The sequence below is a fragment of the Paenibacillus sp. 01T47 genome (assembly GCF_056398245.1).
In genome coordinates, this window is the sequence record NZ_JBFTPA010000002.1 from 132785 (window position 1) to 150179 (window position 17395).

Genomic DNA, 17395 nt, shown 5'->3' on the forward strand with positions numbered 1-17395 from the left:
TAAGCATTTTCAGATGACAAGAAATGTTTAACAATAATTCCATTAATAATGGTTAGAACATTTTTAAAAGTAAAAAGGAGACCTTGCGGTCTCCTTCTAATGAGCGATCTCCGTTAAACGGAGATCACCTCCAGGTTGTTAATCAAATCGATCAGCTCCTTTCCTCAAGATTCGTCGGCCCGACTTCATCAGTATATATCCTGTATCCAGCTTGGCGATAGAGTAAAAACACTTATAAATGAACTTTACCAAATGGACAGCTGTCAAGTGAGAAAAAGTGAGTATTTTATCATCACTTTTTAATAAAGTTGTTTTTATTCAGCAGCAGCAAGGGTTTGCTTCCTCATAGGTAATTAGTGGGCATTTAATCTATGTTATGGTATTCCTAGCTCAACACACAGACTACCTAATTTCAAGGAGGAACATCATGAATAACACAAAGTACAAAAAGATTAGTAGACTTATCGCAGGTATTGGAATCAGCTTATCTATTGCCATTGCCAGCGTGCCTGTCATAGCGCCTCAAGAAGCAAATGCAGCAACGGTATCAAGTACGTCCAAAGCAAAAAGTGTCATTGCAACTGGAAAAAAATATTTGGGCGTGCCTTATAAATTTGGTGCAAAATCTGGTATTACTAGCGCGTTTGACTGCTCGTCTTTCACGCAGTACGTATTTAAGAAAAATGGCATTAGTCTGCCTAGGTCTTCTAAACAGCAAGCGAAATCAGGCACTTATGTTTCGAAAAGCAATCTTAAACCAGGCGATCTTGTTTTCTCTGACACGAATCGTGATGGCATCATCAATCACGTAAGCATATATATCGGTAATGATAAACTCCTTCACACTTACAGAGTAGGTGTAGGCGTAACCATTTCCAAATTCAAAGGCAGCACATGGGACAAGCGTTATGTAACTGCTAGACGCGTAATTAAATAGTACGATAATAGGCAGATCTCTATTAAAGAGATCTGCCTTTTTTTATTTTACACATGTGAAGAACCGCGAGGCGTGCCTGCCCTAATCTTTTAATAAACCAAGCATGCGCAGGCCATACATAATGCCGTCCTCCGTTACATCCTTCGTTACATAACGTGCGGCTTGCTTCACTTCATCGGGTGCATTGCCCATCGCAACGCTGTGATAGACATATTGCATCATTTCCAGATCGTTTAAACCATCGCCAAATGCATAAATATTTTCACGGTCGAAACCGGATCGTTCAACAAGAGCATGAATTCCTTTTGCCTTTGAGCCACCAGGCGGTAAAATGTCACTGCCAAACAAATGCCAACGAATGAAGCCGAGCTCAGAAAAATTTTCCTTGTAGCAGCCCTCATCCTCTTGCTTGCAATAAAGCAGGCACTGATAAATATCTTTTCCTACATAATAATCAGGTTCCATAGGCGGCAGCTTCTTTTTTAACGGTTCGTGGGCATCCTCTAAATAAGCGGTTTCATGTGTACTGGAGCGCATACCTTCCGGTGTCATATAGACTAAAGGATGATTATTATTTAGAGTAATTTGCGTAAGCTCTGCAAGTCGGTCAGGATTAATCGAATGGCTGTACACAACTTCTCCATTGTACACCACGTAAGAGCCATTAAAGCTAACATAGGATTCTATGTTTAATTGTTCGCTAATGGGCTTCAGCATAAAGGGCCCTCTTCCCGTCGCAATAACGAGTTCATGGCCAGCTGCTTTCAATTGCTCAATCGCTTGGTGCGTAGATGGCGGTATTTTCTTCTCGTGATCAACCAAGGTACCGTCAATGTCAAAAAAAATAAGCTTGCGAGTCATCATTGTTTGCCTCAATCCTTCATATTCTATTCCTCTATTATAGCTTATTTCATAAAATTCTGCGTGGAGCTGCATACAGCAAATAAACCGACGCCTGCTGGCATCGGTTTTTTTCTTTATTGCTTATGCAGCCATTTGCACATTCACTGGGTTAGCAGCAAACACATGTGCTCCGCTTCTTGAGGCTTTGCGCTTATTGTTCTGTGCGATACCTACTAGGATTGGCGCTTCAGAAATATCTCGTTGTGCAAGCTCAACTAAAAGAGCTACATCCCCCGTCTGATAAGCAACCGCCATCGCTCTTAAGAAGCTTCGCAAATACTCATCATCAGGTAGTATAACAGCCTCTGCCTTCAGTTCCCGCTTGACTGCTTGCAAGGCTTCACGCGCGCGGTAATGGGCAGCCTTGATTGCACCAGGCGTCGTATTTAGCCGCTCGGCAGTTTCTTCGATTGAAAAATGAAGCACATCGCGCAAAAGAAACACAGTTCGTTGTAAAGGTGACAGATGTTGCAAGAGCGCGTACATCGCTTCTTCATGGTCAAGACTGCTTGAATAAGCTGCTATATCCAATGGCTTCGCTTGCTGGATGAGAAGTTGATATTGATTTTTTCTTCTTCGCTGGTCAATCCATGTATTTTTGGCGATGCGCAGCAACAAAGCTTCCGGATTATTGTGATTTGAATCAACAGCTGCCCGCAGCCCTTTTATCCATGTATCCTGCACTAAATCCTCTGCATCCCATTTTGATTTTGTTAAAAACAAACAATATCGCTCAAGTGTTTTTTGAAGCTGATCAAGGTCAGCCTCTGTGCTTTTTACTACTGTATGGGGTAAAGATTTCAGTTCATTCATCATTATACCTCCTCGGCATTTACCTCTCTTCATCTTCTCAAAAAGGAGAACATCCTTATTGAAGTAAACGAATGAAGTGCGTCAAAAGATACGCTTCTTTCAAAAATTTTTCCCGTATCTTTTTTTAATTGTTATTCGTTTACTAATCGAAACCAAACAACATCCATTTGGAGGTAAAATACGATGAGTAATTATGTACCTTATGTAGTCGAGCAATCCAGCCGCGGTGAAAGATCCTACGATATTTATTCGCGATTGCTGAAGGATCGCATCATTTTTTTGGGCTCTGCAATAGATGATGTAGTCGCTAACAGCATCGTTGCTCAATTATTATTTCTTACCGCGGAGGATTCTGAGAAAGAAATCTCGATGTACATTAACAGCCCAGGCGGCTCCACTTCTGCCGGATTCGCCATTCTTGACACGATGCAATTTGTGAAAGCTCCAGTACACACTATCTGCACGGGATTCGCTGCTTCTTTTGCAGCTATACTTCTGCTTGCTGGCGAGAAGGGTCATCGTGCTGCGCTGCCTAATAGCGAGATTATGATTCATCAGCCCCATGGCGGTGTCCAAGGGCAAGCTAGTGATATTGCGATAAGTGCAAATCGGATTTTGAATATACGCTCTAAATTGAATCGAATTAGTGCAGAAAGAACAGGACAGCCTATAGAGAAAATCGAAAAGGATATGGATCGTGATTATTATATGTCATCGGAAGAGGCATTGGAATATGGAATTATCGACAAGGTCATCACCTCTATGTAGATAATAAGCTCTTATGAATCCATATTGCCGCTTGGCTGCCATCCCCCATTGCTATGGTCAACATTTCAGAATGCGCAGTTACGTCTCCAGCGGCCCAAATGTCTTCGACACTTGTAAGCTTGGTACGCGGGTCAACGACAATATGATTGTTCTCCATAACCTCTACTCCAAGCTGTTTGGCAATGGAGGAACGAACCTCATTACCGCCAAAAGCAACAAAACAGCGCTGACGATAAATAGATGAACCGTCCGCAAGAATTATCCCTATAAATTGTTCACGCTCAATCAGAACGGTTTGAATGGCTTGTTCTATACAGGGGATTCTTTTTTGGTCAAGCTTGAGTCGTAGCTCTTCTTCAATCGGTGTGAGCTCATGATTTACATAAATGAGCTCCTCCGTCCAATGCGTAAGTGTTAGTGCCATTTGTGCTCCGGCATTTCCAGCACCTAGAACAATCGTAGGCTGGTCTCGTACTTCGTATCCATCGCAGTCAGGGCATACGTATACGCTCGTTCCTAAACATGGAATAAGCATATCCAAATTCGAAAGCCGATCCTTCACACCTGTCGCAATAAGCAGCTTCTTACCAAGATAAGTTTTCATATCCGAAGTTTTTAGAAAAAAAGCCTCATTTAATCTTTCCGCATGTACAACTTCAGCTTGTATGAATGTGACTCCAAGCTGCTCTGCTTGCTTTCTCCCTGCAAGGCGAAGCTCCACCCCGCTAATGCCATCAGGAAAACCGATTAAATTATGATAGCTTCTGCATACCGAAGATCTTCCATTGCCGGAATCGATAACCGCAACGTGATGACGATATCTTCCTAATTGTATGGCAGCCTGTAAACCTGCAATGCCGCCACCTACAATTACACAATCATAGATCATCAAATGCCTCCCAGAAATAGGATTAGTGTAAACAACATCAGTTGATTATTTATTATTTATAACTGGCTCTCCACTTATACAAAGGAATAAGAATACGGCTAGGAATAGTCTCTAATTCAAAAGAAGCCAGCTGCACTAATTCAGGGCAGCTGGCTTCTTTTTCATATATGTGATTATTGCACGCTCAATCTTCTTCGCTTCATTTTGATGACTTCTGGAAGCGCAATCCCTATGAGTACGACGATGACACCAGCCCATTGCAAGGCGCTGACATGTTCATTCAGAACGAAGGATGAAAGCAAAACAGCGACAGGAAGCTCCGACGCACCCAAAATCCCTGCCATCCCTTCTCCGACATGCGGCACACCGATTGCAAATAACACGGGTGGAATAAACGCACCGAACATACCAAGCAAGAAACCGTAAAGCATCAAATCTCCAAAAATGAGTCCATTAAACAAAAAGGTTGGAGGGAATAAAATAAATACAAGTACCATGCCTCCGGTAATCATCCAAGCGCTTCGATATGCAGGATGTACAGAGGGAACTGCTTTTCCGCTAAAGAGAATAAATAATGAGTAACTAACTGCAGATAACAGGCCGAGTATAACTCCCATTATATTGAACTGACCTGTGCCCTGCTCGATGATGCCTGCTGCAAGCAAAGTACCGCCGAATAAGATAGCAATTGTAAAAAACATAATGCCGTTTGGACGTTTCCGCTGTCCTACCGCTTGAATTAATACACCAATCCATGTGAACTGAAAGAGCAATATAATCGCAAGCGATGCTGGGATGTAGCGAAGAGATTGGTAATACAATAAACCTGTAATAGCGGTTGGAGTTCCAGCAGCCATTAGAATGAAACGTTGTTTCCATGTCATGCTGCTCGTGCGAATAGATGTATTAACCTTACTTTGATTAGTTGAGCTCTGGCTGCGCTTCTCACGCCATTTCATAATGAAAGTGAGTATCCAAGCGAGCAAAAAACCTGTTAACAATTGACTGCCTACAACTTCACCAAGCTCATAGCCGCGACCATAAGCAAGCACAACAATAGTGGATAAAATGCCATAGCTTGCAGCACCTAGAAAAACCGAAAAAATATACTTCATCTGTGTGAATCCCCCTCATGAAAATTTGAAAATTTGCGCATAAAAAAATCCCAACTGCGAATATAGGATCAATGATGATTGATCTCATATTCGTAGTTGGGAAGTAAGGCTTCCCGTAGAAACCCTCACCCTGTTCAAGCTGTAACTCCGTGAGGTTATACGAATTATTTAGTTGTGGAATACGTCTTAAGCACATTGAATATTACATGACAAGTAAAGTGCTGTCAATAGATAATAAACTGGAAGTTCGGAAAATAGGCGAATTGCACATCACTTTTTTGCATCTTGCTCCCTATGCTGCATGCGATTATGCTATGATAATACGACGTGAATATGGCTGTTATATGGAGTGAGAAAGATATGAGCAAATCAATAATAAATGGTACTGTAAAATCGGTTTGCCCTTTTGATTGCCCGGATACTTGTGGTCTGAGCATCACCTTCGAGGAAGGCAAAATAACGAAAGTAACAGGTGATGCAGAGCACCCGGTAACCCGCGGAGCAATTTGCAATAAGGTAAGACAATTAAATGATCGCGTGTATCATCCTGAAAGACTGCTCTACCCTCTTCGCCGCGTAGGTCCCAAAGGCGAGCATTCATTCGAACGGATATCTTGGGAAGAGGCTTATGAGGAAATTACCTCGCGGATGAAAGGGATTATTTCCGAGCATGGAGCGAGTGCCATATTGCCTTATAGTTTTTATGGCAATATGGGTGTTTTGAATGCAGAAGGAATGGATCGACGGTTCTTTCATCGACTCGGTGCAAGTCAATTGGACCGCGCAATTTGCAACGCTGCTGGCTCAACTGGCTATGCTTATACGATGGGCGCTTCCAGAGGCATTGATCCCGAAGAAACGATACATACGAAGCTGTTTCTTATATGGGGCTGCAATCTCGTATCCACAAATATGCATCAAACGATGTTGGCAACGGAAGCACGGAAAAACGGAGCAAAGGTTATTCATATTGATGTGCATCGCAATCGCACCTCTACTTGGGCGGATCAGTTCATTCATTTGCGTCCGGGAACGGATGCAGCGCTCGCTCTCGGCATGATGCATGTCATCATCCGTGATGGGCTGACTGATCAAGCTTTTCTCGAGCAGTTCACGCTCGGTTACGAGGATCTCGCGAAGCAAGCAGCTGAATATACGCCTGAACGAGTGGAAGCTATTACAGGCGTACCGGCAGCGGAGGTCGAGGAGCTTAGCAGGCTGTATGGAACGACTACTCCCTCTTTTATCCGCATTGGCAACGGGCTTCAGCACCATGATAATGGCGGAATGATCGTGCGAACAATTTCATGCTTGCCTGCATTGACTGGGCAATGGGATGTTCAAGGTGGCGGCGCAATGAAAGGCAACAGCTGGTATTCGCGGCTCAATGGTGAGAAAATTGAGCGCCCCGATTTAATGCCTGATCCGGATGTCCGTACGATCAGCATGAATCAGCTCGGCGATGCTCTTCTAGATGCCGCTCCTTCAGTCAAGATGCTGTTTGTCTATAACAGCAATCCAGCAGTCGTAGCGCCTGACCAGAACCGAGTGCGCGAGGGATTGGCTCGTGAAGACTTATTTACGATTACACATGATTTGTTCTTAACAGACACCTGCAAATATTCGGACATTGTATTGCCTGCAACTTCTCATTTTGAAAACTTGGATTTATACACTTCATACTGGCATCTGTATTTGCAGCTTCACCAGCCGATTATGGAACCGATGGGTGAATGCAAATCAAACTTTACGCTCTTTAAGGAGCTCGCGCTTAAACTTGACTTTGAGCCTCATCTATTTGACATTTCTGAGCAGCAAATGATAAGTGAGGCACTTGATAGCGAAAATAATCCACTTCTTAAAGGCATTACTTTTGAGGCGCTGCAAGCTAATACGTGGATGAAGGCTGGCGGTAATGAGCTTCCTTCCTATACCTCGATGATTCCGACTCCTTCTGGTAAAATCGAGCTTTATTCGGAGAAAATGCTTATGAACGGCTTGCCACCAATACCCAATCATACGCCGCTTAGAGAACCGGAGACGTATCCTTTTTGGTTGACGACTGGCCCGAATCACAGCTTCATTAACTCGACCTTCGCCAACCAAGAAAAGCTGCAAAAGCTTGAGAAGGAGCCTCTCCTTCATATGCATGCGGATGACGCAGAAGCTCTCGGACTCCTTAGCGGGGAACGTGTTAAGATACGCAATGATCGTGGTGAACTGGAGATGACGCTGCGCGTTGGTCAAGATGTACTGCCAGGAGTACTCGTCACGCAAGGCTTATGGTGGGAAGACAAGAAAAAAGGTCATCAAGCCGTGAATACACTGACGCCGCAGCGGCTCGCAGATATGGGCGGCGGTGCTACATTTTTCTCAAATCGCGTTGAAGTTTTGAAAGCTGATGCAGCTCAATAATAGATAACCAAAAACACCTGAGTCCCTATGAAAAGTAGGAACTCAGGTGTTTTTACCTTTTTGCCTATGAATTAGTAGCTAATACCAACACGTTCTCGCACATAAGCACCGTTAAAATATTCCGAAACAGCGAATTCAGCCGTATCTGCAAAAGAAATCGATGCACCTCCAGAGGGCAGGATTTCCTTTCGCACACGATAACCGCCGCGCAGCTCCTCTTGAACGAGCTTTGTGGGACAGACGATGGTCCAGTCCAAATCAGTGTTAGCGAGTGCCCTATAAGCCTGCTCATGCTCTTTGGCTGCATCATGGTTTAAACGTCTGTTTTCACTGGATTGGTATCTAAGCAGCTCTGGCTGCAGCTCACTCTGCAAGATGCCCGCTGTACCAATCGTTACGATTCTTTTCACTCGGTAATGCTGCATTGCGGCAATTAAATTTGTGATGCCGCTGACAAGTGTTCCGTTGCCTTCCGTATTTAACGCACAAATGACTCCACTCGCATCAACTATGGCTTCAAAAACATCATGCTGATTACGTACATCTCCAAGATAGCTCTCATCGATCATTTGCTCAGGCAGTCTTACAAATCGCTTAAATGGAACGTTCCTATCTTCAAGATAACTCGCAATAAATTGACCGGTCTTGCCTGTTGCTCCGAGAAGTAATAACTTTGAAGCTGTCATGATATGTACCCCTCTTATTAACAACGTGTATCCTGTTAAAGCAGCTCGTCAACGACATTTGGGGGGACTTGTCCCGTTAACGCGTTTACTAGGTTTTGAGCTGCAAGCATAGCCATATTAAACCTTGTATCCGAAGTGGCAGAGCCGATATGAGGCAAGGTTAATACATTAGCCATCGTCAGAAAAGGATGATCCGCTTCAATCGGTTCTTTTTCGAATACATCAAGGCCCGCAGCTGAAATCGTACCCTGCTCGAGAGCTTCAATCAAAGCTTGCTCATCTACCGTTTGCCCTCTCGATATATTAATAAAAATCGATGATGGCTTCATTAATTTAAACTCAGTTGCTCCAATTAGCTTAACCGTGTCTGGTGTCAGAGGTGCTAATAATAAAACAAAATCTGAATAAGCAAGCAGATCATTTAATTCAAAATAACGAACGCCCAGCTTCTCTTCCGCTTCTGGCTTACGGCTGCGATTATAATAAACGACATCCATGTCAAACCCGAACCTGGCGCGACGGGCAACCGCCTCACCAATTCTCCCCATTCCAATGATGCCAAGCTTAGCATGGTGGACATCTTTACCGAACAGCTTGACGCCATCGCCTGTCTTCCACTTGCCATCCTTTACGTATCGATCCAGCTCCGCAACACGCCTCGCTGTTCCCAGAATGAGTGCGAGTGCAAGATCCGCTACAGTGTCATTCAGGACATGCGGCGTGTTCGTTCCAATTATCCCTCTTGTACGCATTGCTTCAACATCAAAATGATTATAGCCGACGCTTATGCTGCTTACGACTTTCAAATGCGGCGCATGGTCAATTAATTCAGCATCAATTTTTGCTCCTGCCGTTAATAAACCATTTGCACTCGCCATCTTCAGAAGCATCTGCTGACGGGTCATGGGCGTTTTCTCTTCCCATTTGTCTATTATACAGTGCTCTGCTATAAACGCCTCTACTTCAGCGGGGATCTGTCGATCAATGAAGACTGTTGGTTTCATTAGCAATCTCCTCTCAGCATTTGTCATTTATAAGCATAGCACAGTTTATCCATTCATTGCTGCTTGGCGCTTGATTAGATCTTCAATAACGATACATGCCATCGCTTCTACAACGGGAATAATACGTGGACAGATACACGGATCATGTCTGCCAATGGTCTCGATCATCTTCTCTTGACCGTGGATATCAATCGTATGCTGCGGCAAAGAGATGGATGAAGTGGGCTTAACCGCTATACGAAAAACAATTTCTTCGCCCGTGCTGATGCCGCCGACAATTCCCCCCGCGTTATTGCTTAAAAACCCGTTTTTGCTCATGGCATCATTATGCTCGCTGCCGAGCATCTCTGCTGCTGCAAAACCTGCCCCAAACTCAATGCCTTTAACAGCCCCGATGGATAGCATTGCTTTTGCAAGCTCAGCGTCCAGCTTATCAAATACTGGCTCGCCAATCCCAGGTAAAACACCTCTTACTCTGCATTCCACGATACCGCCGCAGCTGTCTCCAATAGTCGCTAAATGCTCGATCTTCTCGATCATACGAACCGCTGCTTCTGGATCACATGCTCTTACCGCATTTTTTTCAATCTCATCCTCGACGTACGTTTCGCATTTAATACCGCCTATTTCCTTGGTATAAGCAACAACACTTATTCCTCGGTTCTCTAACAGCTTGCGGGCAACCGCTCCGCCAGCAACACGGCCTGCTGTTTCTCTTCCCGACGCCCTCCCGCTTCCGCGGTGATCACGCAAGCCGTATTTTTTCAAATACGTATAATCGGCATGTCCTGGACGAAAGGAATTTTGTATATCGTTATATGCTTCAGGCTTCATATCCGTATTATGCAGCATAATGAAAAGTGGCGTTCCCGTTGTTTTCCCTTCAAACATGCCAGACATAATACGAATGACATCATATTCTTTGCGCGGGGTAGTTACAGAGGATTGACCGGGTTTTCTTCGATCCATTTGCGTTTGAATATATTTCTCATCCAGCTCAACCCCAGGTGTTACGCCATCTACAATGACGCCAACGGCTTCCCCGTGTGATTCACCGAATGTCGTAATTTTAAAGCTTTCCCCATATGTGCTTCCTGCCATTATGTTTACCTCCCGATGGAATGCTTTGACGCATTCGTTATTTGTCTATTATAATTTTGAATGTGAAATAAATGAAATCGAAATTTTCGAATCTTGTCATAGAGAGGAACTATATCATGCTAATGAATATGGAATGGTATCGCATTTTTCTCCATACCGCCAAATTAGGAAATTTGACAAAAGCAGCACAAGAGCTGCATATTACACAGCCTTCAGTCAGTTACGCAATTAAGCAACTGGAAGCGCAGCTTGAAGTGAAGTTGTTTGATCGATTGTCCAAAGGAGTAAAGCTTACTTCGGAAGGATTGGAAGTTCTCGCTTATGTAGAGAAATCGTTTACGATACTGCAAGCAGGTGAAATCCAATTACAAGCGCTCAAAAACCTTACGGCAGGCGAGCTGCGCATTGGGGCTAGCGGACCTGTAATCAAGCATTTGCTGCTGCCTCTGCTCGATACGTTTCACGCGGAGCATTCCGATGTACGCATTCGGCTTTCTCAAGGAAAAACATCGGATATACGGGATCGATTGTTAGATGGTCAAATTGATATTGGTCTTGTTCACTTGCCCCTCTCTGATCATGAACTTGTCGTTTCACATCTAACGGAGATTCAGGACTGCTTTGTTGTAGGAGAAGCGTATCGTCATTTAGTCGATACCCCCTTTTCGGCTCAAGCCTTAGCCCAATTGCCGCTCTTGCTGCTCTCTGAAGCGAGCAGTACAAGATTGTTTATTGAGCAGTGGTTTGCTTCACAAGGCATAACGCCAGATGCGGATATGGAGCTGTCCAGCATGGATATGCTAATTGAAATGGCTATTCGCGGATATGGAGCAGCATTTGTTACACAATCCTTTATCGATCTAGAACTTGAGAATAAGAAACTATTTCGACTTCAGACAATTGAACCCATTCCATTACGTTCTGTAGGTTTTGCCACTAGGCGCAATTCTTCTCTTCCCATCATCGCAAACCGGTTTATTGCATTGCTTGAATAACAAGAAGAGCCTCTCGGCGTCCAAGAGGCTCTTCTTATTATTAGCTTGATAATGATCAGTATGCTCTTTCATATTGCTTTGCGGGTAATGCCTCACCTTTAATGGCCTGAATTGCATGTAATGCCCAATAAGGATTACGAAGCATGCCGCGAGCAACAGCTACTAAATCAGCATCTTCACTCGCAATCGTCGCTTCAGCCAGCTGTGGATCCTCCAGCTTGCCTACGGCAATGACAGGTACCTGCAGCGCTTCTTTCAGAGCACGTGCCAAAGGCACCTGATAACCAGGATAGTTGCCCGGACGCCTTACTCCGACTGGTCCTTCTCCGCCGCTGGATACATGAAACACATCAACTCCAGCTTCTCTGTAGCGTTTGCTGAACTCGATGCTATGGTTCAAATCATAACCACCATCCATATATTCAATGGCAGAGATTCGCATGATGAGCGGCATGTCTGCTGGCATTACGCTTTTCACCGCTTGAACGACCTCTACACCAAATTTAGCCAAATCCTGACCGTACTCATCCTCACGGGTATTAATGCCCGGAGACTGGAATTGATGCACCAAATAACCATGAGCACCATGTATTTCAATTGTGTCTACACCCGCTTCTACTGCTCTTCTAGCTGCCTCTTTAAATTGATTCACAATAACTTTTATTTCTTCGACAGAAAGTGGTTTAGGTGTTTTATAGTTAGGACCTGCTGGGATGGCAGATGGACCAACGGGCTGCTCAGCGTCCTCTGCTTTGCGTCCAGCATGCGCGATTTGAATGCCTATTTTCGAACCATGTTTATGAACCTCTGAAATAATGCGTTTGAAAGCTGGAATATGCTCATCTGACCAAAGCCCTAAATCATGATCTGTAATGCGACCATCTGGATCAACGTCGGTCATCTCCATGAGGATAAGACCCGTACCGCCTATCGCACGTGAAACATAATGAACATAATGCCACTCATTAGGTATCCCGTCCTTCGCATCTACAGAGTATTGACACATAGGTGCCATTACAATTCTATTTTTAAGCTTAAGACTTTTGAGTTCAAATGGTGTATCTAAATGTTTAAACGTCATGATCTATGCACCTCTTCGTTAATTAGAGTGGGTAGTTATTACTCTATTTTTACCACAGTTAGTATAAAAGTGAAAGTAGTGAACTTTTTTTCATATAGTTTCCCTAAAGTTACTTTTGTACTATACTTGAAGAAATGGAGTTAAATTAGTTGAGGTGATCCTAATGGATGAACGTGAACTGCTCGTTCTAGAGCGTGGTACCTATGGTGTTCCTTGCGTTATAGGTAAGGTACTAGACATTATCGGTACGAAGTGGACCTTTCTCATTATTCGTGACCTGCTGGTCGAAGAAACGATGCGCTTTAGTGAATTGTTGAAATCACTCGAAGGCATCAGTCCGAAAACACTTTCCCTTCGCTTGAAGGAGCTTGAAGACCAAGGCATCGTTAGTCGAACCATTTATGCTGAAGTCCCCCCAAGAGTAGAATACACCATTACTGAAAAAGGTAAACGATTGGAACCCATCTTTATTGAGCTCAAGCGATTTGGACTCACTTTATAATGATCATACAGCAAAAAGGATCGTCTCCAGTCGTCGCTTTAGAGACAATCCTTTTTTCATTTAGAAAATTAAATCAATTCTGATTTTTGTAAAAGCCGTTGAATGAGCGATGCAACTTCCGCTCGAGTCAGGTTTGCTTTTGGCGCCAGCTGATGATCTGTTTTTCCGTTAATAAGACCACTTTGCAAACAATCCGCGATACCGCTTATAGCCCACTCTGCAAACATTGCTCTGTCCGCAAATCCTTGCAGCAGCGTATCGGTATCTGTATTCACTAGTTTGTCCTTTAATCCCGTAAGCTTCATTGCTTTGGCTGTGATCGCCATGGCCTGTTCACGTGTCATGCTGATGCTTGGACGGAATGTCCCATCCTCGAATCCTTCAATCAGGCCATAAGCATAAGCCGTTTGGATTGCCTCCGAATACCAAGCCGAGCTATTCACATCTGTGAATATTTGCGCTGCCTTGACAGTTTTCAGGCCGAGCGCCCGAACGAGCAAAGCCGCAAATTCAGCTCGCGTAACCTCTTGGTTAGGCAGATACTTATTTTTGTCCACACCTTTTACGATGAGTCGTCCACTTAGATCATTTACGGCGGATGCTGACCAGTGTCCCTCTATATCCACGAATACGGTATCATAATGGACAAGCGCATACACGCTGTTTGTCAAACTGCTAATTACTGCTATATAGTTGCCATTCTTATGAACAATTTTGGTAGGTACATGGCGAACTGATCCGTCTGGGTCAATGACAACAGCTGTCGTCATTTGAGTTTGATCCACATCGTCAGGAAGTATCAACGCCCTTTCCACATAGGCGTCGAAGCTGTCGATATTCATTTTGGTTCCTCCATAATTGGCGGTAACCGTAAAATCAAATGCCGCATCAACTAATGAAAACTTGCCGATTATAGCAGCTTCGTCTAGCAACTTTTGAACCGCTGCTTCCGGCTTGCTGATTTCGATATTAATCTCTATGGCTGACGGCTCTGCAGAAGTGTTAAATTGCACCATCAATGCTTTTAAATTAATATGCTGCGCAGGCAGCGTATAGATTGTTGCAGCGGTTTGCAGCATAATTACCGCATTTTTCTGCTGAAGATTATCCAGTATTTCCGCAGTCAGCCCAGCTAGGAAACGATCAGGCTGTGTTCTCGTCTGTATCGCAATGACCGAATGCTCTTGCTCACTGGCCAGCTTATTCGCGAGTTTAACAGGATCAAGCTTGAACTGAGTAACCGATTGTCCATTTATTGTTGAAGTCTCTGCGGTTCCAAGCTGCTCTTCCTTGCCGTTGATCAACACAGCAAACTCTGCATTAGTAGGCTTCCCAGGCTGCGGAGGATTAATAGGCGAGACAGGTCCTGATTCTCCTATTGGAACTGCGCTTATTTCATTAGAAGCTGTGCTTTCTCCTGACCCATTATAAGCCTTGATAACAAAATAATACGTAAGACCATTGCTCAAGCCTTTGGCTAAATAGTTATATACAGAGCCTGTTACGGTTGCTGTCTCTTCCGAATAAACGCCTGGCGTCGTGCTGACAAATATTTTGTAGCCATCTGCATGATCCACGGCGTTCCAGCTTAAGCTGGTTTCTCCATTGCCCGCCACTGCCTCATATAGTACTGGCGGCAAAAGCGACTCCCCTGGTTCAGTTGGATCAGTTGGATCTATTGGATCAGTTGGTTCCATCACCGTCACAACTGCTGATGTACTTAAGTCGCCGTTTTGTGTTTTCGCCGTAATGTTGACCGTCCCTATCCCTATGGCGGTAACAAGCCCAGTCTGGCTTACCGTTGCAACATTGCTGTTGCTTGTTGTCCACGTTATATTTTTGTTCGTCGTTTGCTCTGGCATAAGCGCTGCGCTTAGCTGCTCCGTTTTGCCAGTCACCAGCGTAAATGCTGATTGATTCAAAGTAATGCTGTCCGCAAACACTTCGGGTCCATATACCTCAAGCTCCCAAAGGGAATAACCATACACTGTCGCTCTTACCGTACCGTACATCCGCACGTAGCGGGCGTTGACTTCATTAAACAAAACCGTCTCGATGCCGCCCTTCCCAGTCGTCGTACTGTACACCGTCTGCCAACCTGCTTCGCTGCTTATATCGTTGGCAACTTGGATCTGATAGCTTTTGCCATAGGCACTCTCCCAGTACAGCTTCACTTGATCAATTGTCTTGCTCTCCCCGAGATCAATATAAATCCAGCTCGGATCGATGCCTCGCTTGGAGCCAAAGCGGGTCGCGAGATTACCGTCATTAACATAACGCGACGTATCCTCGACGCCGTCATTCGAAGAGCCGACCGCGGGCTTCCTTAGCGCCAGATTCGTCCGCGTCCTAGGCTCCGGATTTTGCACGGGCTTGATCGTTACACCGCTATAATGCTCCTTGCTCAGAAAGTTCATCTCATGGAGATTTTTTGCAGGCTCGCTTTTGCCCGGCATATACACGTTTTCGAACGTAATATTTGTAATCTCCGCTCCTTCCATCCCCTTCAGCTTGGAGAAGCCTTCGCCAATGTCTCGTACTGTAATGTTTTTTACGGTTACGCCTGTGATCGGTCCGACACCTGCATTGCCGCCGTTTACTGTAAACATTGTCATCCAAGCACTGTTGTCTTCGTTGCTGCCGCTGATATCTTCTACATCCATATTCTCGAAGGTAATGCCGCTTACCTTACCCGATCCATATTTATGATGAATGGCAAAACCAACCGCTGCCTTATACACGACACCGTCCTTGAACGTAATATTTTGTTGGTCCTGCATAACGCCTTGACCCATTTTGAAGCCATAACATAAAGTCCAAGAAATCGCGTCTTCGAAGAGCACGTTTTGCACCGGCTCCGGACTTCCTGGCCACGGTACCTTCCCGGATGCGATATCCGTATCCTCCCGCCATGCTTTGGTGGAATACGGATCATCCAGCGCTATGCCAATCGAATTTCTAACGACTACGTTTTGCGACTCGCAAATGTCGATGCCGTCATTTTCGCCCATGCCCAGGCTGTTGAACATTTTCAAATTCGTAAATGCTAAATCATTGGATCTTGTCGATACGATCGCCCAGCCAGCCGATTCCCGAACCATGATGCCATCCATCTTAAAATTTGATGTAGCGATAGGCACGATCAGATTGTTGATCATACCTTTGCCGTTCGTACTTTTATCATCATGCAGCGCTTGTCCGTTGCCATCGATCGTGCCGCGCCCGTAAATTTTAATATTCGTCGAATGAAAGGCTGTAGAAATCCACCATGTGGCGGGCCTTCCCATCGAATCCTTAAACCAATGTTCGGTATAATCTGCCGTCTTTCCCGTAGCAACAAATGTTGCTCCAGGTTGCATATAAAGCGCCGTGTTGCTCTTCAACAGGATATTACCGATGTAATACGTACCGCGTGGAACATAAACGATGCCTTGCTTCCCATTCCCCTGCGCAGTTCCATAGCTGCTCGCATCATTAATGGCTTGCTGCAAGGCAGCTGTTCTCGCTGCTACTCCCGTTTTCTCCCCCGTTGTCGTCACCAGATAAGGCGCTGCGGTCACATTATAGATCCCCTCGCCGGTGGCATTCGGAATATCCGTCTCCGCCGGATCAGCCGCGATAACCAATCGGGTAGCCCGGTTGTTCATCATGATGATCAAATACTCATCCTTCTGCGTCGTAAACGTGATCGTTCTGCCAACCACCGAATCAGCTTGAATACCGAGTTTCTTCGGACTGATCGAATATTCATGCACCTTGTCCGTATTCAGGATCGTTAGTTCATAGGTTACCGGTCCGCCTCCCATCGAGAAGCTTGCATAATCGTAGTCGTTGAAGCCCTTAACCACTGGAATTTCTACTCCATTCGCCTTAAGGCTATAGTTCGTTGAAACTGCATATTTTGCTGAAGGCTGATACGAATAAATTGTAGCTGGACCCACTCCCGCTCCCCCTACTCCGTCTGATGCTGCCTTCGCACTTGGCGCTGAAACAAATACCGATGATGCCAAAATCGCAAACGCTAACGCAAAACAAAACCATTTTCGAGTCGTGAATGTCATTTCCTTTCCCCCTTCTTCATTTTTGAAAACCCTTACATTTATAAGTATAGGGGGAATGTACGAACCCTCTAATGCGGTAAATCCCACATTATGGACAGCAATCTTGAGCAATTTACTAATAAAAG

The 17395-nt window shown here is 44.7% G+C and carries 14 protein-coding genes and 1 riboswitch; of the genes, 5 read left to right on the plus strand and 9 right to left on the minus strand.

The window, feature by feature from the left end; genetic code table 11:
• Positions 1-427 precede the first annotated feature (427 nt).
• On the plus strand, positions 428-937 hold the full coding sequence (locus AC1DOV_RS04595; protein ID WP_477549303.1) for a C40 family peptidase: 510 nt from the start codon (positions 428-430) through the stop codon (positions 935-937).
• Between the two features lie 81 nt (positions 938-1018).
• On the opposite strand, the gene AC1DOV_RS04600 is transcribed toward AC1DOV_RS04595, so the two are convergent.
• Together AC1DOV_RS04600 and AC1DOV_RS04605 are read right to left on the minus strand one after the other, a co-directional pair.
• Entirely contained in the window at positions 1019-1798 is a 780-nt protein-coding gene (locus AC1DOV_RS04600; protein WP_441886354.1) for a Cof-type HAD-IIB family hydrolase, read from the minus strand.
• A 123-nt stretch (positions 1799-1921) separates the two neighbouring features.
• Complete coding sequence (locus AC1DOV_RS04605; RefSeq protein WP_477549304.1) at positions 1922-2656, minus strand: RNA polymerase sigma factor; 735 nt, start codon at positions 2654-2656, stop codon at positions 1922-1924.
• A 180-nt stretch (positions 2657-2836) separates the two neighbouring features.
• Here AC1DOV_RS04605 and AC1DOV_RS04610 point away from each other — a divergent pair, with 180 nt between their 5' ends.
• A complete protein-coding gene (locus AC1DOV_RS04610) occupies positions 2837-3421 on the plus strand; it encodes an ATP-dependent Clp protease proteolytic subunit (RefSeq protein ID WP_441886299.1) in 585 nt (194 codons plus the stop codon).
• Here AC1DOV_RS04610 and AC1DOV_RS04615 read toward each other — a convergent pair.
• Together AC1DOV_RS04615 and AC1DOV_RS04620 are read right to left on the minus strand one after the other, a co-directional pair.
• The gene (locus tag AC1DOV_RS04615) at positions 3414-4310 is read right to left on the minus strand and encodes an NAD(P)/FAD-dependent oxidoreductase (RefSeq protein WP_441886302.1); all 897 of its coding nucleotides are present in this window, start codon (positions 4308-4310) and stop codon (positions 3414-3416) included. The two genes, AC1DOV_RS04610 and AC1DOV_RS04615, sit on opposite strands and share 8 nt — an antisense overlap.
• 173 nt (positions 4311-4483) lie before the next feature.
• Positions 4484-5425 carry an EamA family transporter gene (locus tag AC1DOV_RS04620; protein ID WP_441886305.1) on the minus strand — a complete coding sequence of 314 codons (942 nt, stop codon included), beginning with the start codon at positions 5423-5425 and terminating at the stop codon, positions 4484-4486.
• 73 nt (positions 5426-5498) lie between these two features.
• A riboswitch (purine riboswitch) is annotated at positions 5499-5608 on the minus strand.
• A gap of 177 nt (positions 5609-5785) precedes the next feature.
• Here AC1DOV_RS04620 and AC1DOV_RS04625 point away from each other — a divergent pair.
• The gene (locus AC1DOV_RS04625; RefSeq protein WP_477549305.1) at positions 5786-7840 is read left to right on the plus strand and encodes a molybdopterin-containing oxidoreductase family protein; all 2055 of its coding nucleotides are present in this window, start codon (positions 5786-5788) and stop codon (positions 7838-7840) included.
• 71 nt (positions 7841-7911) lie between these two features.
• Here the strand turns inward: AC1DOV_RS04625 and AC1DOV_RS04630 are convergent, their stop codons facing one another.
• From AC1DOV_RS04630 to aroC, 3 genes are read right to left on the minus strand one after another with little or no spacing between them, the layout of a single operon-like run.
• On the minus strand, positions 7912-8526 hold the full coding sequence (locus AC1DOV_RS04630) for an NAD(P)-dependent oxidoreductase (RefSeq protein WP_441886311.1): 615 nt from the start codon (positions 8524-8526) through the stop codon (positions 7912-7914).
• A 35-nt stretch (positions 8527-8561) separates the two neighbouring features.
• A complete protein-coding gene (locus AC1DOV_RS04635; protein WP_477549306.1) occupies positions 8562-9530 on the minus strand; it encodes a 2-hydroxyacid dehydrogenase in 969 nt (322 codons plus the stop codon).
• Positions 9531-9575: 45 nt separating this feature from the next.
• Positions 9576-10631 carry a chorismate synthase gene (aroC, locus tag AC1DOV_RS04640; protein WP_477511636.1) on the minus strand — a complete coding sequence of 352 codons (1056 nt, stop codon included), beginning with the start codon at positions 10629-10631 and terminating at the stop codon, positions 9576-9578.
• A 116-nt stretch (positions 10632-10747) separates the two neighbouring features.
• Here aroC and AC1DOV_RS04645 point away from each other — a divergent pair, with 116 nt between their 5' ends.
• The gene (locus AC1DOV_RS04645) at positions 10748-11626 is read left to right on the plus strand and encodes a LysR family transcriptional regulator (protein ID WP_477549307.1); all 879 of its coding nucleotides are present in this window, start codon (positions 10748-10750) and stop codon (positions 11624-11626) included.
• Positions 11627-11681: 55 nt separating this feature from the next.
• Here AC1DOV_RS04645 and AC1DOV_RS04650 read toward each other — a convergent pair whose 3' ends face one another.
• Entirely contained in the window at positions 11682-12707 is a 1026-nt protein-coding gene (locus tag AC1DOV_RS04650) for an NADH:flavin oxidoreductase/NADH oxidase (RefSeq protein ID WP_477549308.1), read from the minus strand.
• 163 nt (positions 12708-12870) lie between these two features.
• Here AC1DOV_RS04650 and AC1DOV_RS04655 point away from each other — a divergent pair, with 163 nt between their 5' ends.
• Complete coding sequence (locus tag AC1DOV_RS04655) at positions 12871-13209, plus strand: winged helix-turn-helix transcriptional regulator (protein ID WP_441886326.1); 339 nt, start codon at positions 12871-12873, stop codon at positions 13207-13209.
• A gap of 68 nt (positions 13210-13277) precedes the next feature.
• Here AC1DOV_RS04655 and AC1DOV_RS04660 read toward each other — a convergent pair whose 3' ends face one another.
• Positions 13278-17270, minus strand: a complete 3993-nt coding sequence (locus AC1DOV_RS04660) for an S-layer homology domain-containing protein (RefSeq protein ID WP_441886329.1) — start codon at positions 17268-17270, stop codon at positions 13278-13280.
• Between the last annotated feature and the right edge of the window lie 125 nt (positions 17271-17395).